The following is a 20,338-nucleotide window of genomic DNA, read 5'->3' as shown; positions in this document are numbered from 1 at the left end:
AAGGGCTCGTTCGTCAGCCGGGGGCGACACACGCGTACAGCGGCAGCGGTCTCATGCCGTGGCGTTCCTTCATCGGGCGGTTGCTCCGGCCGCCCTCCACCCACTGCTTGCCCGCCTCGATGGCGGCGCGGATCTCCGTGGCCCACATGAGGTAGTTGGGGCTGAAGCCCTGGACGGTGGCGTCAGTGGTGCCGCCCACCCACATGTGCAGGCGCTGGTCGTCCAGCAGGACCACCGCGGCCGCCGGCGTCCGCTCGCCCAGGTCGACGCGCACGACCCGGGCGCGGTCGCCGAGGGCCATGACGAAGTCGATGAAGGCGCTCTCGGGATACATGTCCGCGCTGCCGTACTTGGCGGCCGTGCGGCGGGTGAGGTCGCAGACCGTGCGCAGGAAGTCCGGCCGGGGGGCCTCGACGGACGTCGTGACACCGGCGTCGGCCGCGCGGCGCAGGTACTGGCGGATGTTGCGACGCGTCCTCGCGCCCAGGCTCGCGAGATAGTCGTCGTACGTCGTCACGCCCTGGAGCGGGAGTTGGAAGCGGGTGACGATCGGGGCCACCCGCCACCCCTTGCCGCGGGCCACGGCGAGCAGCGGATCGCCCTCCGCGACGCTGACGAGACCCGTGGCCCGCGCGCCGTCGCGGGCCCCCAGCTCCACCAGGGCGTCCAGCATCGCCGCGAGCACCCGGTCGCGGTGCTCCTCGTCCGTCGCGAGCACGGGGACACGGGTGTCGTAGCAGTACCAGTTGTGCCCGAGGAGCGCCGGGCCGTCCGCCTCCGGGATGCCGACGGCGCTCAGGAAGCCGTACGGGTCGCCCTGCTTGTCGAGATAGCACGGCAGCACGGCGACGGTCCGCCCGGCGTCGACGGCCGTCAGATAGCGGACGGCGGCGTACGGGCGGAGCGGGTTGTCCTGGTAGGCCCGCAGATACTCCGGGGTGTAGTGGACGGGGGCGGCGGCCGAGGCGGCCACCCGCTGCCACTGGGCGGTGTCGAGGTCGTCGATGGATTCGGCGACGGTGACCCGCGGCCCGCTCGTGCTCATGCCGTGACCCCTCTTTCTTCGTGCGGCCCGATGACCGGTCTTTCTTCGTGCGGTCCGGTGACCGGCGGCCCGTCCGGCGCGGCCTCGTCCGGCGCGACCTCGTCGGCCCAGCCCGCCCTGGTCATCGCCGCCAGGAAACGCTCGCCGAAGTCCGGTGCGGCCGGCCGGATGCCGGAGTCCAGCTCGGCGGTGCGGATGACGGCCGCCGCGTCGGCGGTGCCGTCGATGCTCTGCGCGAGGGCCATCGCGGCGGCGTAGCAGCGGCCCCGGTCCACGGTCAGCTCCTCCAGGAACCACTGGCGGTCCTTCTCCGCCATGGCTCCCATCAGCGCCCGGAGGTTGAAGGGTCCGGGCCAGGCCCTGCGCAGGCCCGGACCGCGCGGCGCCGGCGGCCGGTGCTCCGCGAGACCGTCGTCCCAGGCGGCCGACAGCGTGCGGTGCAGCCCGGCGAGGAGCTCCGCCTGCCGGTCGAGCACGCGCGGGCTCGCCCCGAGCGGACGCAAGGTGCGCAGGGCGTCCCGGCCGTAGTGCCAGCGCCGCGTCAGCCGGGCGACGGCCGACTGGTCCGCGCCCGACGCATCCCCACCCAACCCGTCCCCGCCCAACCCGTCTCCGCCCAGCCCGTCAGAGGACGGCCCGTCGGCGGACGGCAGGCAGGCGGTCATCCGGCGGGCCGTCCAGCGGGTCAGGAGCTGGGCGAGGCGGTCGGCGTCCCGTCCGCCGGCCGTCGCCGCGACGGCTGCCGCGGACGCCGCGATCGCGGCGGACCTGCGCAGCTCCCGCGGATCGACCTTGTCGAGCGTGTCGGCACCGGAGTGGTTGAACCGGTCGGGCCAGTGCCCCAGTTGTACGGCGGGGACGCCGATCGCCCGGTCGGCGAGGATCGCGTGGTCGGAGGCGCCGACGAACGGTGTCGTACGCCAGGCCCAGGTGTCGCAGCCGACGGCACCGCTGTAGGAGCGCGCGGCGGGTGGCAGGGCCCGTACGCAGGCTTCGACCAGGGCGTTGGCGTAGTGCGGGAGGTACTCCGGGCCGTACTCGACGATCAGCGGGCCCCCGCAGCGGTGCTGGTCCTCGCCCACCATGTCGAGGTTGACCGCCATCGCGGGGAGCGGCCGGGTGCCCTCCTCGACCGCCCGGTGGACGTAGGCGGCCAGGCCCACGAACTCGGGTGCCCAGACGAACCGGACGGGACGGCGCAGCGACCGCCCCGCGAGCACGCGTCCGGCCGCCAGTGCCGCCGCGACACCCGAGGCGTTGTCGTTGGCCCCGGGAGCCGGATGGCACAGGTGGGCGCCGAGCAGACACGCGTCGCCCTCCGCCGCCGAGCCCGACGGGGTACGGGCGACCACGACCGGCATCCGCCGGGGGCCGGTGTCGACGTCGACGACCACCCGGACCCGCTCGCCCCGCCGGTGCGCACGGAGCAGCTCGTCCAGCTGGGCCGGGTACACGCTGAAGCCGAACAGGGCGCTGTCGCCGGGCAGTTCGACCCGCCCCGCCTGCTCGGGCCGGTCGGGATGGGTCGTCACACAGAACCCGCTCGCCTTCTCGGCCCGCATCCGGGCGAACAGGCCGGGGCCGAGGCCGGCCGCCGACCCGACGAGGACCAGCGCGCCCGGCGGCCAGACAGGTTCCTGGGGCAGCGCGAGCGGCACCTCGCCGTCCGTGGCCGCCGAGTTCGCCGCGAGGGCGTAGGGCTGTGCGGGGTAACCGACCGGCGGGGGGCGGCCGTTGAGCGACAGGTGCGCGGCGCGCGGTGTCCAGGAGGAGGGTGCCGTGTACGTCCACCACGCGGTCGTGCCGTCCGCGGGGAAGCTCAGCACCTCGACGCCGGCCAGCCCCACGCGTTCGGCCTCACCCGCGACGAAGTCGGCCGCCTCGGCGATCCCCGCCGAACCCTGGTACCGGTCCCATTCGGCCAGCCGGGCGACCCAGCGCATCGCTTCGTCGGCGTCGATGGCCTGGTGGATGTCACCGACCAGACCACTGAGGCCACTTGGACCACTGAGGCCGCTCAAGCTACTACCCGCCCTGGGCGAAGGCCGCGCGGAACGCCGTGAGCCGGGCGTCCGACAGCGGGACAGCGATCTTGAAGAGCCTGCCGCCGCTCTCCGGTCCGGACGGCCCGCGACCGGCAGCCCCCGTACCCGACAGCCCATCCCCATTGGTCCCCGACTCCGCACCCGTGCCCCAAAACCCCTGCCCCTCCACCTCTTTGACCCTCAGCCCGAGCTTCTCGACCAAGGCCCCGCCCGTGTCGTCCGCCGGCGCGGTCACCCAGGGCAGACAGGCGGCCCCCTGCGTCACCGCGAGCCCCGCCCCCCGCAGCAGCGCCGACATCTCCGGCTTCACCTCGGCGATCCTGGCCCGCAGCGCGGCGAAGACGTCGCCCTGCGCCAGCAGGTTGAGGGAGACGGCCAGGCCGTAGCCGTTCGCGCCCAGCGGTGGCGCGGCCTCCCGCAGCCGCCTGGTCAGCGCGGGGGCGGCGACCGCGAAGCCGACCCGGAGTCCGCCGCAGCAGTAGCCCTTGGACATGCTGCGCACGACGATCAGGTTGTCGTGCTCGGCGACCGCCGGTACGCAGCTGGCGTCCGGCCCCGCGTACACGGCGTACGCCTCGTCGAGGACCACGGTCGTGCCGTGTGCGCGGGCGGCCCGGGCGATCTCGTCCAGCGCCGCCCTGCCGTACAGGTCCCCGGTGATCGTCGGGCGGTCGAGCACGAGGACCGAGGGGGTGTGCCGGTCGAGGTCGGCGGCCAGGTCCTCGATCCGGGTCGCGACGGCCTCGGTGCCCAGGCGAGCGGCCCAGCGCGGCAGGTCGGGGTGACCGCCGCGCAGGTGCAGCACCGGGCCAGGCTGCGCCAGTGCCGCGCAGGCGTGCAGCAGACCGGTGGCTCCGGTGCCGGCCGTCACCGTGTCCGGGGGGAGGTCGAGGCCGAAGTGCTCGGACAGCACCGGCGCGGCCTGTGCGGCGGCGTAGGGGTCGGTCACGTGGTAGGCGCGCGCCGCGTCGGCGGTGACCCCCTGGAAGGCACGGTCGACCGAGGACCGTACGAAGTCGATCTCGTCGGGCGACCAGCGCAGGTCCACGGCATCCCCGGGGCCGACCGCATCCCCCGGTCCGGCAGATCCGGCAGATCCGACAAGCCCCCCGGCGGGCCGTTCCCACGCCGTGATCGCGGTGGTGTCCGCGCCCTCCGGGTTGCGGGCCACGAACTGCACGTATCTGGTCGTGAGCGCGGCCTCCCGGCCGGCCGTGAAGTCGGCGTCGGCGCGCTCGACCTGGAACCCGGCGCGGATCAGAAGGTCCCGTACCTCGGCGGGCTGGTAGAGCCGTACGTCGTCATGGATGACCACCGGCTCCGCGCCGCCGCGCCGAACCTCGATCGAACCGGCGCTGCGGCCCGACGCCACCTGGTAGTTGCGGCGGAAGACGGCCCGCAGCCCCTCGGTCTCGAAGGTGGCCTCGGGCACGTAATGGCCCGCGATCGTCAGGACGTTGGAGTGGTCGAGGATCAGCAGCCCGCCGGGGACGAGTGCCCGGCGGGCCTCCCTGAGCAGCCGCAGCTGCTGGGCGTCACTGCCCCAGCCGAAGGACTGCACGCAGACGATCGCGTCGCACTCGCCCACCGGCCAGGGGAGTTCGCGCAAGAGGTCGAGGTGCAGCCACTCCACCTCCACGCCGGCCGCGGCGGCCGTCGCCGCGGCCTGCCGCAGGGCCCACGCGCCGGCGTCGGCGCCGGTGATGCGGAACCCGCGCCCGGCGAGCGCTACCGCGTGCCGCCCCGTGCCGCAGCCCAGGTCGAGGACGCGGCGGCCCGGGGCCGAGGCGTCGAGGACGGCGGCCAGGTAGTCGGCTTCGGACGCGGTGCGCTCGGCGGTGTACTCGTGGGCCGCCACGGCCCAGAACTCCTCGCCGAAGAAGTCCTGGTACCAGGGGCGGCCCGCACCGCCGCCCCTCACATCGTCGTCATCGGTCATACGGCGTCCGCCCGCAGCGCCTCCTGCCGGTGGAGGAAGCCGCACACGTCACACAGTCCGGCCGGGTTGGGCACGCCCTCCATCAGGAGATACCGGCCCTCGCAGACCCGGCACAGGTCGTCGACCACCGGCAGCAGACTGCGCTGCACGTTCTCGAAGGCGTTGAACAGGTAGTAGTCGATGCCCGGCCAGAGGTCGTACAGGTGGTCGGCCATCGCGTAGGCCATGGAGCGTTCGTCGGAGCCGGTGGTGAACCGGCCCGGGGCGCCCTGCCGGCTGAGCTCCGGCGCGACGAGTTCGAGGTAGAGGGTCAGTTCCTTCTTGGTGATGCGGTAGAGCGGGAACACGTACCGCAGATCGCCCAGTTCCCGGACGGGGATGCCGCCCATCCGGTATCCGGTGGTGAACCAGGTGACCATGCTGGCCACCAGGTCGTCGGCGTTGAAGCCGAACGCCACGACCGAGGCGTCGGCGCGCCCGGCCTCCCGCTCCAGCATGCGGCGCAGCACCTGGTGGCCGATGACCATGTTCATGTTGCGGTGCTCGCCGGCGACGACCTTGTTCATCACGTCGACGAACGGCTCGCGCAGCTTGAACACGTCGGCCACGTCGTCGGCGGTCACGATCGTGTGCTCCAGGCCGAGACCCGCGCAGGAGTCCAGCGCGATCTGGAAGGTCGCCGGCTCGTCCCAGTCGGGCAGCCCGGTGATGGTGACGGCGGTCATGTCGATCTCGGGCCAGCGGCCCCGGGTGCGTTCGAGCAGCTTGAGGTAGGCGACGCTGTCCCGGCCGCCCGACAGTCCGATGACGGCGCGGTCCCCGGCGCGCATCGTGCCGCCGGAGGTGATGCTCTGGACGAAGGTCTCCTCGACGTACTGCACGAAGGTCTCGGCGGTGAGCTGCTCGGTGCGGCGCTCCAGGGTGCCGCCGTGGTCGAACAGGACGGACTTGGAGTACACGGGGTCCGGCGCGGCGTAGACGTGCTCCTTGGGCTTGCGCAGCACGTCGAGGTCGTAGTGCCGTACCTGACGGACCTCGATGACGTCGTCGGGTTCGACGACGACCGCCGATTCGGGGATCACCGCCCCGTTCCGGTACGCGAGCACCGCGTTGGCCGGGATGCCGTGCAGGCGCAGCACATCGAGGAGGTTCTGGCCCGGTGCCGCGTACAGGGTCTCCGAACCACCGGTCTTGTTGCGGAACACGACCGTGCTCACCGTTTCTCCTATTCGTCCGGGGGTGCTGGGTACTACGCGTCTTCGTCTGGGGGTGCTGGTACTACGAGTCCTGGGCCAGCGGTGCGTTCCAGGCGGCGAGGGGTACGAGCATCTCGTCGTCGCTGAGGGATCCGTGCTCCCAGGCGACGGTGGGGTCGGGCACGGGGAAGGCCGCGGAGGTGGCGAGGGCGACCACCGCGCCGATGCGTTCGCGGACGACGGGTGTCGCGGCGAGCAGTCCCCGCTCGGCCAGGTCGTCCGGGGTCAGCACGAGCGCGTGGTCACCGAGTGCGTCGCTCAGGGCGGCCGCGAGCTCCTGTTCGTGACCCGGCAGCGGATACATCCACCGGACGCGGCCCGCGCCGCCGCCGGGCATCCGGCAGTGCGCGGGGGAGTCCAACCGGGCCCAGGCGTCGAGGAGTTCGGCCTTCGGCGCGACCGGGACCTGGCCGTGGTCGGCGTGTGCGAGGACGCTCCATCCGGCGTCGGCCCAGCGGCTCGCCGCCGTGTCCAGGAGCCGCAGGGACGCGTGCAGGCGGTCGTCGTAACCGGCCAGGTGGATGTGGTCGTCGAGGTTCACGTAGGCCCACACCAGGGGTGGCACGTCGTGGGGATCCGCGAGGACGGCCTCGACCTCGCGCACCGTCCGCTCGACGACCGCGACGGGATCGGGGTCGAGCTCGGCCGCCGACGACGGGACGACCCGGGCGCCGTGCAGCAGCGCCGCGGCCCACTCCCCGGTCAGCCGCTCCAGTTCGGCGCCGACCACGAAGGCGGCCCCGCCCGCCGCGACGGCGCGGTCGAAGAGGGTCGGACCACCGTGCAGCAAGGGGTTCTTGGGCGGCGGGCAGGGGCCGAAGGCGTACGTCTCCCCGGTGATGAGGTGGGTGACGCAGTCGGCGTCCGGCGCCCGGTAGACCATGCCGAGGGCACCGTGCAGGGAGGGATCGGTGCCGGTGACGGCGGTCAGCCAGGCGGTGGTCGAGGTGCTGGGGAACGTGGAGCGCAGCGGGCGCGTCCGGGCGTGGGCGAGGGCCGCTTCCGCGACGCCGTACGACAGGCCGTCGACCGCCAGGACGCACAGTCCGCGGGGCGCGGTGCTCAGACACCGTTCGACGACTTCGGGCACCACGCGCAGGTCGGCGGACGCTGTCGTACGTCCGCCGACACGTGACGCCGTGCTCAGAAGTTCGGCACGCAGTCGGTGCAGGTGGTGCGGAACTTGGCGATGTGCACGGCCTGACGGTCCGTGATCATCCGCTCGACCAGGCGCGGCAGCAGCATCACCGGCGCGGGTGTCGTCGTGGTGGTCGTCTTCGGGGTGGCGAGTGGAGCTGTCTGCATGGATTCCTCCTGCTTGCCGGAAAGGTGCGAGAGAAAAGTGCCAAACAACCTTCAGTTTTGCGTGAACAGGTCAACACACGGCGAGTTGGCCTGTCAACACCGGACGGTCCGGCATTTCCACCCCAACTCTCCTTGTGTTTCGGTGAGTTGATGGAATGGAAACAATGAATGCCGCGCGCGGCGGAAGCGGCAACGGCTGTCAATTGACGAAAACGAGGGATTCCGCTTCCTCGACGATCTTCTCCGGGACGGGCGGGCTCATCAGGGTGCCGGCATAGCGCTCGGCGTCCGGGTCCGCCGCCCGGTGGGCGCGGGCAACGGCGTCCGAGACGTCGTACCGCGTGGTCCTCAGACGGACGTCGGGGCCCAGCAGAGCCCAGTACGCGGTGCCCGGCTCACCCGAGTGGTACGGCAGCCCGACGCTTCCCGGGTTGACGCTGCGCATGCCCGCCACCACGCGGTCGAACTGGAGGTGCGAGTGCCCGGTGACCAGGACCCGTGCGTCGAGGGCCGCCGACAGCCGAGCGAACCGCTCCTCCGGCGTTCCCGGCGTGACCAGTTCGTGGTCGCTGCGCGGGGAGCCGTGGCAGAAGTGCGCCGGGCCGAGCCCTTCGATCTCGACCACGACTGAGAAGGGCACCCGGGTGAGGAACTCGATGGCCTCGGGCGAGTGCCGGTCCGCGATCCACGACTGGCGGGGTGTGTCGGCCACCCGCGCGGCGGTGCCGATCTCGGCGGCGTACCGGTCGGCGTTGCCCCGCACACACAGGGCGCGCTCGCCCAGCGCGACGATCCGCTCGTACGTCTCCTGCGGCTGCGGGCCCCACGTCAGGTCGCCGTTGAGGACGACGAGGTCGGCCGCGGCGACGTCCGGTTCGGCGAGCACGGCGTCGAAGGCGGGGATGTTCGCGTGGATGTCGGAGAGCACGGCGACCCGGGCCACCGGCCCGTACCGGCGCACCGGCCCTTCCCAGCTCGCCGGGCCGTGCAGCGTGACGTCGTCCGTGAGGGAATCGTCCATAGGGGAGTCGTCCATCGGGGATCGGGCCTCTCGGGGGTCGGGCCTTTCGGGCGGAGTCCTGGGCGAAAGATGGGCGAGGGATGGGCTGGAAGGCGGGTCACGCCGTTGCGGCCGTCACGCTGTCGCGGCCGTCACGGCCTTCGCGGGCCCGGGGGTCCGGGGGTGGTTGAGGCGCGTACCCGGAGGCGGTCCGATCAGCGCTTTTCCCTCGGCCGGGAGGCCCTCGACCAGATGCGCGGCGATCACTATGCGGTCCCACAGCGGGAGCCCGCCGTCGTCGCCGGCCAGCTCGTCCACCCTGGCGAGGAGCCCGGCGGGGTCGGCCACCGGCGGCAGCGGCGGCAGTTCCGAGCCGGGCGCCGGGGCCAGGGAGTGGGCCGGGTGGGCGGCGCAGAGCCGGCGTGCGGCGGCCACCACCCCGGCGGTCCGCCCGGAGGACGGCTCGCCCGCCAGCATCGCCAGCGCCTCGTCCCGCCGCCGCCCTGACAGCAGGACGCCCACCTCACGGATCAGATCGGCGGGATCGTCGGGCGCGTGCAGGAAGTTGAGGCACATCAGCTCGCAGCCGAGCGCGCCCCGCAGTGAAGCGCCGCCCGTGTCCCGGTTCTTGGACGATCCCTTCAGCTCGCTGAGCCGTTCGGCCGCCGTCATCCCCGTCCGCTCCGGACCGCGGGTGTCCCGCAGCGCGACGAAGAGGCAGGGCGGCCCCGACTCCAGGATCATGTCCACGGCCCGGATGACGGCCAGCGGCGCGGCGTTGATCTGGTAGCGCCACAGCTCACGGCAGACCCGCGCGTCGACCCGGACCTCCAGCGCGCCGAGCGGCACGAAGCCGTGGCCGGCCAGCAGGTCGAGGGCGGGCTCGATACGGCGTCCGACGACGGCGTCGGGCTTGAACATGACGAAGGTGGTACGGCCGAGTGTCCGCTCGGTCTCGTCCGCGTCCCGCCCGTCCAGCAAAGCCGCCATCTCGCGGAAGTAGACGTCATCCGGATAGGTTCGGCGCCGTACGGGATCGTGTGTGAAGGGAGCCCGCAACCACTCCTGGACGGCCATGATCCTCCGACTCTCCGCTCGGTCGCGGCCCTTGGACTTTCACGGCGATTCACGCCAACTGGGCTGTATGCAAAGCGAGTTGCACCGTTGTCATGCACCAATCGAGGCAATACGCTGAGGCTAACTTCCAAGACCGAACACATCAAGGAGGGTCCCATGAGCGTCGCCTTCAAGAAGGTTACGGTCCGCCCGAAGCCGGGCAAGTAAGCGACCGGTGTCGATGCGATCGGGATCGGTGTGTCCGGTTTTCCGGAGATCCTGATCGCGTCTTCCGTCGCTAGCCTTCGCGACCCCTTTGCGGTCTCCTTTTTCCTTCGCGTCACCCCTTCGACCACAACAAAAGCTCGCTCACGGGGGCGGAGTCGGCGTTGACTGAAGTAACGACCGGAACCGCGGTCACGACCGACACGGTTCTCGCCCTGCTGGAGGCCGGGCCCCGGTCCGCCCGCGACACCGCGCTGCGTACGGCCCGCGACGGCCGGCACAAGCTCGCCGCCACCCTGCTGAGCCTGTGGGCCGCGGGCGGCGAGAAGCTCACGGACGACCAGACGGCCGAGCTGCGGCTGGCCCAGGAACGCGTCGAGCGTTACCAACAGGTCTGGGAACGGCTCCAGGAACACGCGCCCGACGCCTTCCTCCTCAAGGGGATGACGATCGCCGCCCTCTATCCGCCGGGAATACTCCGCTCGGCCGGCGACCTCGACGTCATCTGCCCCCGCCATGCCGATCTGTGGGCCTGCGCCCGCCATCTGGCCGCCACCGGCTGGGAGTTGGAGGCCTTCACCGTGGGGCCCGCCCGGCCCGGCGACACCGTCTCCCCGCACCTGGGCGCGGAGTTCCGCAAACCGGCGCCCTACCCGTCCCAGGACCCCTACGCCGTCGGCCTGTTCACCGCCGAGATCGTGACGGACGTCCACGGACCGGCCCGGCAGCTCGCCCGCCCGCCGCGTTCCCCGCTGGCCGCGAGCACGGTCGCCCTGGTCGCGGAACGGTGGGAACGGCCCTTCCGCTCCCGTGACCTGCTCGACCTGGTCCTGCTGCTGCGGGCCCTGGACGAGCAGGGCCTACGGCAGGTGCGCGACGACCTCGGCAAGGCCGGCCTGTGGCCGGAATGGCGGGAGGCCATGCGCGGGATCGCCCGCCTCGGATGGCGGCCCGCGGTGGTGCTGCCGCACACCCGGGCGGCGGCCGTACGCGCACGGCTGCTGCGGTCGGCGCGCACCGCGCTGCGCTGGAGCAGCCCGGTGCGCGCGGCGGCCTTCGCCGCGCAGTCCGGCATCGAGGGCCGGGGCGGACGCCTCGCCGCCCTCGCCTCCGACCTCGTACACCGGCGGCCGGGCGCGCGGCGGCTGCTCGCGGCGGGGGTGCCGCTGTTCGGGGTGCCGCTGGACGAATCCCGGGACGCCGAGCCGGTCGAGCGGCTGCGGCTCGACGACGTCGGCCGCCATCTGGTCGCGCGGACCCCGCTGGGTTCCTTCCTGCTGGTGTCGGGTGCCGCCCGGCAGGAATGGCTCGACGAGGCGGGCGGCCCGGCATCCGCCCCCTCCAGCACATCCGACACATCCGAACCACCCGACACCAAACACTCTTCGTCCGTGCGAACGGGAGCGTGATGCGCGACAGCGGCAATCGGCCGGGCGGTGCGCATCTGGCCGTCGACACCCGCCGGCTGAGGCGGGAGTACCGCGTGCGGCGCGGCCCGGCGGTCACCGCCCTGGACGACGTCTCGATCGAGGTGGAGCAGGGCGAGGTGCACGGACTGCTCGGCCCGAACGGGGCCGGCAAGAGCACTCTGATGAAGATCCTCTCGACGGTGCTGCTGCCGACCTCCGGAAGCGCGTATGTGCTCGGCCACGACCTGGTGACCGAGCACCGGCGGATCCGGCCGCTGCTCGGCATCGTCTTCGGCGGCGAACGCGGGCTCTATCCCCGGCTGACGGCCCGCCAGAATCTGCGCTACTGGGCCGCGTTGTACGGCATGTCCACCAAGAAGGGCCTCGCCAGGACCGACGCGCTGCTCGACGAACTCGGCCTGGCCGAACGGGCCGACGACCGCGTGGAGACCTTCTCGGTCGGCATGCGCCAGCGGCTGCACCTGGCCCGGGGGATCATCGGGGACCCGCGCGTCCTGCTGCTCGACGAGCCCACCAACGGCCTGGACCCGCTGGCCGCCCGCCAGTTGCGCGAGCTGATCCAGCGGCTCGCCGGGGAGGGCCGCACCATCCTCATCGCCACGCACGACCTGGCCGAGGCGGAAGTGCTCTGCGACCGCGTCACGATGATCAACCACGGCCGGGTGATCGCGGCGGAGGCGCCGAAGACCCTGGCACGGCTGGTGTCGCGGCAGGAACGCGTCCGCATCCGCGCCGATGCCGGGCTGCTCGACCGGGTGCGCGCGCTCGCCGGTGTCCTCGGCGTGGACCCGGCCGACGACGGCACGGCGGTCGTCTCCGTCGACAGCCAGGAGGCCGTCGGCACCGTGCTGGCCTTCGTGGTCGCCGAGGGCGTCACCGATGTACGCACGGAGCTGCCCAGCCTCGAAGAGGTCTACCTCCGGCTCGTCCACCGCAACGAGAAGCGCAGCGTGGTGAACCGGTGAGTCTGCTCGCCGCGGCCGGGCGCTTCCAGGGCCGGCTGGTGCTGACCCACCGCGACTACCTCATCGACCTGGTGCGCACGCCGCTGCTCGCCGCCGTGTTCCTGCTGCTGATCCGGCACAACGACCGGCCGGACCTCCTCGCGTACGGGCTGCTCGCACCGGTGCTGATGGGTGTGTGGAGCATGGCGATGCTGATCTCCGGGGAGGTCGTCGACAACGACCGCTGGCTCGGCACCCTGGAACTCCAGATCGCGGCGCCGGCCGGCTTCGCCCGGGTGGTGCTCAGCCGGGTCTGGGTGACCACGGCGATCAGTCTGCTGACGGTGGTGGAGGTCGCCGCCGTCGCGATCCTCGGCTTCGGCATCGTCCCCGACGTACCGCACCCGTTCGTCTTCCTCGTGGGCCTGCTCGCCACCGCGGTCGCCACCGCCGGGTCCGCCACCCTGATGGCCGCCCTGTTCGTGGCAACGCGCACCGCCCGCACCTTCCAGAACTCGCTGAGCTATCCGGTGCTGCTGCTCGGCGGGGTGTTCACCCCTCTCGACCGGCTGCCGGAGTGGACCCATCCGATCGGCCGGCTCATCTACCTCTCCTGGAGTTCCGACCTGCTGCGCGACGCGCTGGGCCCGGCCCCCGTCACCTCGGTGGCCTGGCGGACCGGCGCCGTCCTCGGCCTCGGGCTCCTCACCGGGCTCGGCGGCCGGCTGCTGCTCGGCAGGGTCGTACGGCTGGTGCGGGAGACCGGGACGGTGGGGCTGACATGAGCGGCGGCACGGATGAAATGGCCACCGCTCCGGACGCGACGGCCGCTGCGCAAGCCGATGACACGCCGGACGCGTCCAGTGGCCTCGGCCGCCGTCTCCAGGTGCTGGGCTGGGCGGCACGCGCCGGAGCCGCCGACTACGGCACGGTCTTCACCTGGAAGACCTGGCTGCTCGGCTGGTTCGTGCGGATGCTCGCCCAGGTGCTGTTCTTCACCACCATCGGCGATCTGCTCGGCCCCGGCCAGGCCCGCTATCTGCTGATCGGCAACGCGGTGGCGCTGGTGGCGCTGCACGGCATCTTCGCGACCGCGTCGACCACCTGGGAACTGCAGAACGGCACGCTGCCCCTGCTGGTCGCCTCGCCCAGCAGTCCCTCGCTGGTGCTGCTGGGGCGGAGCCTGTTCTGGCTCCCGGACGGCGTGGCGTGCGGCCTGGGGGCGGTGCTCATCCTGGCCCCCGTGGCGGACCTGCGGCTGACCGTGGCCAGGGTGGCCCTGCTCGCCGCGCTGCTCGTCCTCGTCGCGATGACGAGCTACTGCCTCGGCCTGTTCCTGGGCTCCCTGGTGCTGACCGCCGCGGACCTGCGCAATGTGGTCTCCAACGCCGCGTTCACCGTGATGATGATCGTCTGCGGCCCGGAGGTCCCGGCGAGCGCCGTCGGCCCGGTGCTCGGCCGGATCGGCGACGTCCTGCCGCTGACCCACGGCCTCCTCGCGGTCCGCGAGGTACTGGCCGGGAGAGCGGGCACCCACACCGCCGGGCTGGCGGCCTGGGAAACACTGATCGGGGCCTGCTGGCTCGCGGCGGCCCTCACGGTACTGACCTGGCGAGCCCGCCGCAGCCGCCGCGACGGGGCGGCCCTCTTCCTGTCCTGACCGTTCCGCCGGGCCTGGCTTGCAGGTGCGTGGATTTCCGACCTATCGTCACGCGCATGCAGTCCTACACCATCGGCCAGGCCGCCCGGCTCCTCGGCGTGAGCCCCGACACCGCCCGGCGGTGGGCGGACGCCGGGCGGGTGGCCACGCATCGGGACGAGGGCGGGCGGCGGCTCATCGACGGGCGGGATCTCGCCGCGTTCTCGGTGGAGCTCGCGAAGACCGGTGGTGAGGAAGACGCCTCCTACACCTCCGTGCGCAACGCGTTCCCCGGCATCGTCACCGCCGTCAAGCTCGGCGATGTCGCGGCCCAGGTCGAAATCCAGGCGGGCCCGCACCGGCTGGTCTCCCTGCTGACCCGGGAGGCCGTGGAGGAGCTGGGCCTGGAGGTCGGCATGGAGGCCACGGCGCGGGTGAAGTCCACCAACGTGCACATCGACCGCGCCTGAGCCGGGCCCCCGGGTTCAAGCGGGGACCCCTGGGTTCAGCGGGCGGGTGTCGTCGTCGAGTACGAGTGCGCCCCCGTACCCGCCAGCGCTCCACCATCGACGATCAGGTACTCGTCGCGGATCGGGGTGCCGTCCAGCCAGGACTCCAGGATCTCCCTCGTCCCCGCCGCGTAACGGGCCTGCGCGGAGAGCGAGGAGCCGGAGATGTGCGGGGTCATGCCGTGGTGCGGCATCGACCGCCAGGGGTGGTCGGGCGGGGCCGGCTGCGGATACCAGACGTCACCCGCGTAGCCCGCCAACTGCCCACTGCGCAGGGCCCGTTCGATCGCATCCCGGTCGACGATCCGCGCCCGCGCCGTGTTGATCAGATACGCCCCCTGGCGCATCTTCGACAGCAGCTCGTCGCCGAACAGGCCCTCCGTCTCCGGGTGCAGCGGCGCGTTGATGGTGACGACATCGCAGTGCGGGGCCATGTCGGCGGCGGTCGCGTGGAACGTCAGGCCCAGCTCCCGCTCGACCTCCTCGGGCAGCCGGTGCCGGTCCGTGTAGTGCAGCTTGACGTCGAAGGGGGCGAGGCGGCGCAGCACCGCGAGGCCGATACCCCCCCAGTGCCTGAAGGGCCTGGGGGGACCCCCAGGCGGCGACCGTACCGACGTGCATACCCTCCAGGTCGTACGAGCGGGCCACGCAGTCGGCGATGTTCCAGCCGCCGTCGAGGACCACCTGGTGGGAGGGGAGGTAGTTGCGAACCAGCGACAGCGTCATCATCACCACGTGTTCGGCGACGCTGATGCTGTTGCAGTACGTCACTTCGGCGACCGTCACGCCGTGCGCGATGGCCGCGTCGAGGTCGACATGGTCGGAGCCGATACCGGCCGTGACCGCCAGCTTCAGGTTCTTGGCGGCGGCGATGCGCTCGGGGGTGAGATACGCCGGCCAGAACGGCTGCGAGATGACGACGTCCGCGTCGGGCAGCTCACGGTCGAAGACCGACCCTGCGCCGTCCCTGGCGTCCTTGTCGGAGGTGACGACCAGCGTGTGCCCGCGCTCCTCCAGGAAGCGGCGCAGACCGAGTTCGCCGGTCACGCTGCCGAGCAGATGGCCGGGGGTGAAGTCGGTGGCCTTCGGGGTGGGCGCGGTCTGGCCGCCCGGGTAGTGGTCGATGACGGGGAGGTCGTCACGGGCGTACGTCGTGGGGTATCCGTCGGTCGGGTCGTCGTACAGCACACAGAGCACCTTGGCCATGTCGCGACTCTCCTCAACTCCGTTGATCGGAAGGTGCTTTCACGATCCTCGGAGGCGAATGCCCTGGTCAAAGCGAACGTTGCTATGCCGGGATAGCGCGCTCCTATGAACTCCCGCGGCCCGTGCTCGCGGGACCCGCTCAACTCCCCGCGCCCAGATACGTCTTCAGCAGCGCGTCCAGCGCGTCCCGTACCCCGACCTCCCGCGCCACCTTCAACAGCGCCTCGGCCAGCACGGACTGAGGCTCGCTCCGGGCCACGACGAGCCCCACCCGCGGCCCGTGCGCCGGCCCCACCAGCGGCACCACCCGCATCCCCTCCGGCACCCCGAACATGTGCAGCCAGGCGTGCGAGATCACGCTGGACCAGCGGCCGCCGGGCAGATGCGCGTACAGCCCGGCGACACTGTCCGACTCGATCGCCGGGGCGGCCGTCGCGCCGTCGGCGGCGAAGCACTCGTCGATGATCCGCCGGTTGCGCATGCGGGGGCTGAGCAGGCACAGCGGCACGGCGGCCACGTCGGCCCAGCGCGCGGTGGACGCGGTGGCGAGCGGGCCGTCCACCGGGGTGAGGAGCACGTACCGCTCCTCGTACAGCGGGAAGCGGCGTACGTGACGGAGCTCGTCATCGTCGAGATACGTCATCGCCGCGTCCAGCTCGAACTCGGCGAGACCGTGGGTGATCTCGGCGGACGACAGCGACTCCAGGCTGACCCGGGCCCCCGGATGCCGCTCGCAGAACGGGGTGGTGAGCAGGGAGGCCGCGGGCAGCGCGGTCGGCACGATCCCAAGGCGCAGGGTGCCGGCCAGGCCGCCACGCAACGCCGACAGCTCCTGGTGCAGGGCGTCGCGCTCGGCGAGGATGCGGTGCGCCCAGGCGAGGACGACCTCGCCCTCCGGGGTGAGCCCCTCGTACCGCCTCGCCCGGCGCACGATCGGCACATCCAGCTCGTGCTCCAGGCGGCGAATCGCGGCGGACAGCGACGGCTGGGACACGAAACAGGCGGCAGCCGCGCGGGCGAAGTGCCGCTCCCGGGCGAGCGCGACCAGGTACTCCAGCTGACGCAGCAGCATGGGTCACACCTCCCGTTCCCGTAGGCCGATCACGTCACCTCGGCGGCTCACGTTCGCAGACCGCAAGCCTTTCTGCCACTGCCCGGGTCACCGCCCGGGCCGCTCCCGGCACAGCAGGGCAGCCCGCAGGTCGAGGCGGTCGTGGAGGCGGGAAAGGTCGCGGCCGGTGAAGTGCTCGATGCGCCCGATGCGGTAGTGGACGGTGTTGACGTGCAGGTGCAGCGCCTCGGCCGTGCGCGCCCAGGAGCCGTCGCAGCGCAGGAAGGTCTCCAGGGTCTCAAGGAGAACGGCGGCGGACGCGCTCCGGGGGTCGAGCAGCCCGCCCAGCACGGTCCGGCTGAACGCGCCGCGCACCTCCGCCGGTATGCCGGTGAGCAACGTGTCCAGGCCGGTGAGCGGCGCCGCGTCGGTGAGTACCGAGGCGTCCGGGCCGGTGGTACGGGCCGACGCCAGCGCGTAGCGGGCCTGCTCCAGCGCCCCGTTCAGCCCCTCGGGCCCGACCCCGGCCGCCCCGATCCCGCCGTGCAGCCGGACGGCCGGTTCGCAGCCGGTGAGGAGGGGCCAGACATCGGCGAGGGCGGTACCGGCACCGGGGGCGGCATCGGCCGAGCCGTCCTCCTCCTCGGTTACGACCGCGAAGGCGGCCCCGTCCGGCAGCCGCCCGACCGCCACACCCTCCGGCCGCACATGCGCCACCGCCTCCGCCAGCGCCCCCTCCGCGAGCCCGGCGCCGACCGCGTCCGCGTGCGCGCCCGCGCCCCCACCCCCGTACGCATCCGCGACGATCACCCGGAACGCCCCCGCACCGTCGAGCCCGCACGCCCGCAACGCGCCCCGTACGGCGGAGGCCTCGGCTGGTTGCGACGCGGAGCGTCGCGGGTTCTTGTCTGGCTGAGCCGGAACGTGTGTGTTCGCCACCCGTGGCGCGGAGCGTCGCGATAGCTGGTCGCGGCGGAGCCGGGCGGTGCTTCAAACGGGCCGGTTCTGCTGTTCGATGTACTGCTTGACCACGGAGAGCGGGGCGCCGCCGACGGTGCCGGCGAAGTAGGACCCCGACCAGAGCTTGTTGGCCCGCCAGTAGTGCCGTACCAGGTCGGGAAACTCCTGGCGCAGGCGGCGGGAGGAAACACCCTTGAGGGAGTTGACGAGTTTGGTCACGGCGACCTTGGGCGGGAAGTTCACCAGGAGGTGGACGTGGTTGTCCTCGCCGTTGAACTCCATCAGCTCGCACTCGAAGTCCGCGCACACCGACCGCATGATCTCCTCCATCCGCGTCAGATGGGCATCAGTGAACACCTTGTGCCGAAACTTGGTCACGAAGACCAAGTGCACGTGCATCACGAAAACACAGTGACGACCAGTTCTGATCTTCTGTATCTCACCCATAACCCAAGTATGTAGCGTCGCTGCCATGCAGCTCCGGTACGCCTTCAGGTTGTACCCGGACACCGCGCAGCGCATCGCGCTGGCCAAGGCGTTCGGGTGCGCCCGCGTCGTGTTCAACGACGCGGTGCGCGCCCGCGAGGACGCCCGCACAGCGGGCAGGGCCTTCCCCACGGCCGGCGAGCTGTCCAGGAAGCTGATCACCGTGGCGAAGCGGACCGCTTCACGGACCTGGCTGGGCGAGGTCTCCTCGGTGGTGCTCCAGCAGTCCCTGCGCGATGTAGAGGCCGCCTACAAGAACTTCTTCGCCTCCCTCAAGGGTGAACGCAAAGGCACGAAGACCGGTGCGCCCCGGTTCAAGTCCCGTAAGGACAAGCGGCAGTCGATCCGCTTTACCGCCAATGCCCGCTGGTCGATCACTGATTCCGGGCGGCTGAACCTTCCCAAGGTCGGCGCGGTCACAGTGAAGTGGTCACGCCCGCTGCCCTCACAGCCCTCCTCGGTCACCGTCATCCAGGACGCGGCCGGACGGTACTTCGCCTCCTTCGTCATCGACACCGACCCGCACGCCGACGCCGCCCGCATGCCCGAGACCGATCAGAGCATCGGCATCGACCTGGGCCTGACCCACTTCGCCGTCCTCTCCGACGGCACGAAAATCGACTCCCCCAGGTTTCTGCGCCGCGCGGAGAAGAAGCTCAAGAAGGCCCAGCGGGAGCTGTCCCGGAAACAGAAGGGATCCAAGAACCGGGAGAAGGCCCGCCTCAAGGTCGCCCGCGCCCACGCACAAGTGACTGACGCCCGCCGGGAGTTCCACCACCAGCTTTCCACTCAGCTGATCCGCGACAACCAAGCGATCGGTGTGGAAGACCTGGCGGTCAAAGGGCTGGCGCGCACCAGGCTGGCGAAGAGTGTTCACGATGCGGGTTGGGCGCAGTTCGTGCACATGCTGGAGTACAAAGCGGTTAGGTATGGGCGGACTCTGGTGAAGATCGGCCGGTTCGAGCCGACCAGCCAGACCTGCTCGGAGTGCGGGGCCAAGGACGGCCCCAAGCCCCTACACGTACGGACCTGGACCTGTGCCGTCTGCGGCGCGGTCCATGACCGGGACCACAACGCCGCGAAGAACGTGAAAACGACCGCCGGACTGGCGGTTGCAGCCTGTGGAGCGCAGGTAAGACCAGGACTCGTCCTGGCACAGCGCGACGAAACAGGAAGCCACGGACTCTCCACCGAACCCCGTGCCGCATAGCGGCACAGCAACGGACGAGAAGGCCAGAATCCTCGGGCTTCAGCCCGAGGAGCAAGTCAACGGCTCCCCCAGTACGCCGACACCGACATCCCGCGCACAGAGGTCCACTTCATGGAGACCGCCGACACCATCGGCCCGCTCGGCGCCAAGTCGATGAGCGAGAGCCCCTTCAACCCGGTCGCCCCGGCCTTCGCCAACGCCGTGCGCGACGCCACCGGCCTGCGCTTCACGGAACTGCCGCTGACCCGCGACCGGGTGTGGCTGGCCCTCGACGCGGCGGGCCGGGCGAAGAACGAGGAGAAGGGCGACGCGAACGCCGGGGATCAGCCGGGGTCGTCGGCCGGCTCGGGGGACCAGGACGGGTAGCGTCCGTCCACCCGTATCGCGTTGATCCCGCTGATGTGCCGGGCCCCGCAGCGGTCCTGCGGCAGGACCAGCTGGGGGCCGGCCCGGTCGAGCGGGGTGTCGTCGATGCCGACCGCGAGCAGGACCGGGGCGTCGGCGAAGTCCGGGTCGATCTCGGCCCAGGTCAGCAGGGCGTGGTGGCCGTCCGCCCCGGTCACCGCGATGAGGAAGCGCAGCCGGTCCTTGCGGCGGGCCGGGTCGAAACCGGGCCCGGCGTCCCGCAGGACGTCATGCAGCAGCGGCCCCTCGAACCGGTGGTGCTGTACGCCGCTGGTGGCGCACTCGAAGCTGACCTCGACCCGGCGCTGGGGCCAGGCCAGCAGGTCGGGCACGGTCAGCCGGGCGGGCCGGGCGAGGTCTCCGGTCAGGTCCAGCTCCGCGAGGGTGGGAGCGGGCGGCTGGTGCACGGACGGGGTCAGGGACTGGCTCACTGGGCAGCACCTCCCGAAAGACCGTACCCAGCAGACCGTCCCGTACAAACGCACATGCATACATCCCAAGGTCAATCACGCAGCTCATGCGATGCGACAGGAGACTTACGGCTTGCATCTGCGGAAGTATGATCTGCGTATGCACGGCTAAAGCTTGTGAGAGCCGCACAGCTCAGAGCATCAGAGCTTCAGAGGG

General features: G+C 71.9%; 18 protein-coding genes and 2 pseudogenes. 7 read left to right on the top strand and 13 right to left on the bottom strand.

Annotated elements, in window-relative coordinates; translation table 11 throughout:
• Window positions 1-13: 13 nt before the first annotated feature.
• The 8 genes from OG975_RS24745 to OG975_RS24710 all read right to left on the bottom strand — a co-directional run bounded on the left by OG975_RS24745 (window position 14) and on the right by OG975_RS24710 (window position 9,667).
• Complete coding sequence (locus tag OG975_RS24745; RefSeq protein WP_406331532.1) at window positions 14-1,045, bottom strand: GNAT family N-acetyltransferase; 1,032 nt, start codon at window positions 1,043-1,045, stop codon at window positions 14-16.
• Window positions 1,042-3,066 carry a DUF4910 domain-containing protein gene (locus OG975_RS24740; protein ID WP_406331531.1) on the bottom strand — a complete coding sequence of 675 codons (2,025 nt, stop codon included), beginning with the start codon at window positions 3,064-3,066 and terminating at the stop codon, window positions 1,042-1,044. The genes OG975_RS24745 and OG975_RS24740 overlap by 4 nt, the downstream gene beginning before the upstream one ends.
• A gap of 4 nt (window positions 3,067-3,070) precedes the next feature.
• Window positions 3,071-5,029, bottom strand: a complete 1,959-nt coding sequence (locus OG975_RS24735) for an aminotransferase class I/II-fold pyridoxal phosphate-dependent enzyme (protein WP_406331530.1) — start codon at window positions 5,027-5,029, stop codon at window positions 3,071-3,073.
• A complete protein-coding gene (locus tag OG975_RS24730) occupies window positions 5,026-6,246 on the bottom strand; it encodes a hypothetical protein (protein WP_406331529.1) in 1,221 nt (406 codons plus the stop codon). Before OG975_RS24730 ends, OG975_RS24735 begins: the two co-directional genes overlap by 4 nt.
• 61 nt (window positions 6,247-6,307) lie before the next feature.
• Window positions 6,308-7,375, bottom strand: a complete 1,068-nt coding sequence (locus OG975_RS24725) for an alkaline phosphatase family protein (protein WP_406331528.1) — start codon at window positions 7,373-7,375, stop codon at window positions 6,308-6,310.
• 53 nt (window positions 7,376-7,428) lie between these two features.
• Window positions 7,429-7,590 carry a hypothetical protein gene (locus OG975_RS24720; protein WP_327430224.1) on the bottom strand — a complete coding sequence of 54 codons (162 nt, stop codon included), beginning with the start codon at window positions 7,588-7,590 and terminating at the stop codon, window positions 7,429-7,431.
• A 199-nt stretch (window positions 7,591-7,789) separates the two neighbouring features.
• Window positions 7,790-8,611: a metallophosphoesterase family protein gene (locus OG975_RS24715; protein WP_406331527.1), complete on the bottom strand. Its 822-nt coding sequence runs from the start codon at window positions 8,609-8,611 to the stop codon at window positions 7,790-7,792.
• Window positions 8,612-8,725: 114 nt separating this feature from the next.
• Window positions 8,726-9,667 carry a hypothetical protein gene (locus OG975_RS24710; protein ID WP_406331525.1) on the bottom strand — a complete coding sequence of 314 codons (942 nt, stop codon included), beginning with the start codon at window positions 9,665-9,667 and terminating at the stop codon, window positions 8,726-8,728.
• Between the two features lie 368 nt (window positions 9,668-10,035).
• Between OG975_RS24710 and OG975_RS24705 the strand changes: the two genes are divergently transcribed.
• From OG975_RS24705 to OG975_RS24685, 5 genes are read left to right on the top strand one after another with little or no spacing between them, the layout of a single operon-like run.
• The gene (locus tag OG975_RS24705; protein ID WP_406331524.1) at window positions 10,036-11,280 is read left to right on the top strand and encodes a nucleotidyltransferase family protein; all 1,245 of its coding nucleotides are present in this window, start codon (window positions 10,036-10,038) and stop codon (window positions 11,278-11,280) included.
• On the top strand, window positions 11,280-12,266 hold the full coding sequence (locus tag OG975_RS24700) for an ABC transporter ATP-binding protein (protein WP_327430220.1): 987 nt from the start codon (window positions 11,280-11,282) through the stop codon (window positions 12,264-12,266). Before OG975_RS24705 ends, OG975_RS24700 begins: the two co-directional genes overlap by 1 nt.
• The gene (locus OG975_RS24695) at window positions 12,263-13,030 is read left to right on the top strand and encodes an ABC transporter permease (RefSeq protein ID WP_327430219.1); all 768 of its coding nucleotides are present in this window, start codon (window positions 12,263-12,265) and stop codon (window positions 13,028-13,030) included. The genes OG975_RS24700 and OG975_RS24695 overlap by 4 nt, the downstream gene beginning before the upstream one ends.
• The gene (locus OG975_RS24690; protein ID WP_406331522.1) at window positions 13,027-13,905 is read left to right on the top strand and encodes an ABC transporter permease; all 879 of its coding nucleotides are present in this window, start codon (window positions 13,027-13,029) and stop codon (window positions 13,903-13,905) included. The genes OG975_RS24695 and OG975_RS24690 overlap by 4 nt, the downstream gene beginning before the upstream one ends.
• Before the next feature lie 56 nt (window positions 13,906-13,961).
• Window positions 13,962-14,354: a helix-turn-helix transcriptional regulator gene (locus OG975_RS24685; RefSeq protein WP_330305928.1), complete on the top strand. Its 393-nt coding sequence runs from the start codon at window positions 13,962-13,964 to the stop codon at window positions 14,352-14,354.
• 35 nt (window positions 14,355-14,389) lie between these two features.
• Here OG975_RS24685 and OG975_RS24680 read toward each other — a convergent pair.
• The 4 genes and pseudogenes from OG975_RS24680 to tnpA all read right to left on the bottom strand — a co-directional run bounded on the left by OG975_RS24680 (window position 14,390) and on the right by tnpA (window position 18,057).
• Window positions 14,390-15,599, bottom strand: a pseudogene (locus OG975_RS24680) (NAD-dependent formate dehydrogenase).
• Window positions 15,600-15,738: 139 nt separating this feature from the next.
• Window positions 15,739-16,671, bottom strand: a complete 933-nt coding sequence (locus tag OG975_RS24675) for a LysR substrate-binding domain-containing protein (RefSeq protein ID WP_406331520.1) — start codon at window positions 16,669-16,671, stop codon at window positions 15,739-15,741.
• An 87-nt stretch (window positions 16,672-16,758) separates the two neighbouring features.
• A complete protein-coding gene (locus OG975_RS24670; RefSeq protein ID WP_406331519.1) occupies window positions 16,759-17,589 on the bottom strand; it encodes a PucR family transcriptional regulator in 831 nt (276 codons plus the stop codon).
• A gap of 51 nt (window positions 17,590-17,640) precedes the next feature.
• The gene (gene tnpA / locus OG975_RS24665; RefSeq protein ID WP_406331518.1) at window positions 17,641-18,057 is read right to left on the bottom strand and encodes an IS200/IS605 family transposase; all 417 of its coding nucleotides are present in this window, start codon (window positions 18,055-18,057) and stop codon (window positions 17,641-17,643) included.
• Window positions 18,058-18,082: 25 nt separating this feature from the next.
• On the opposite strand from tnpA, the gene OG975_RS24660 reads away from it, so the two are divergent.
• Window positions 18,083-19,306, top strand: a complete 1,224-nt coding sequence (locus OG975_RS24660; protein WP_406331517.1) for an RNA-guided endonuclease InsQ/TnpB family protein — start codon at window positions 18,083-18,085, stop codon at window positions 19,304-19,306.
• 57 nt (window positions 19,307-19,363) lie between these two features.
• Window positions 19,364-19,672 (top strand): annotated as a pseudogene (locus OG975_RS24655) (hypothetical protein); the annotation flags it as partial.
• Here OG975_RS24655 and OG975_RS24650 read toward each other — a convergent pair.
• The gene (locus tag OG975_RS24650) at window positions 19,630-20,142 is read right to left on the bottom strand and encodes a molybdopterin-dependent oxidoreductase (RefSeq protein ID WP_406331516.1); all 513 of its coding nucleotides are present in this window, start codon (window positions 20,140-20,142) and stop codon (window positions 19,630-19,632) included. The pseudogene OG975_RS24655 and the gene OG975_RS24650 overlap by 43 nt on opposite strands.
• Window positions 20,143-20,338: the final 196 nt, after the last annotated feature.

It is taken from the genome of Streptomyces sp. NBC_00203, assembly GCF_045206325.1.
Classification (GTDB): Bacteria; Actinomycetota; Actinomycetes; order Streptomycetales; family Streptomycetaceae; genus Streptomyces; species Streptomyces lutosisoli.
This window is presented reverse-complemented; position numbering and strand designations above follow the sequence as displayed.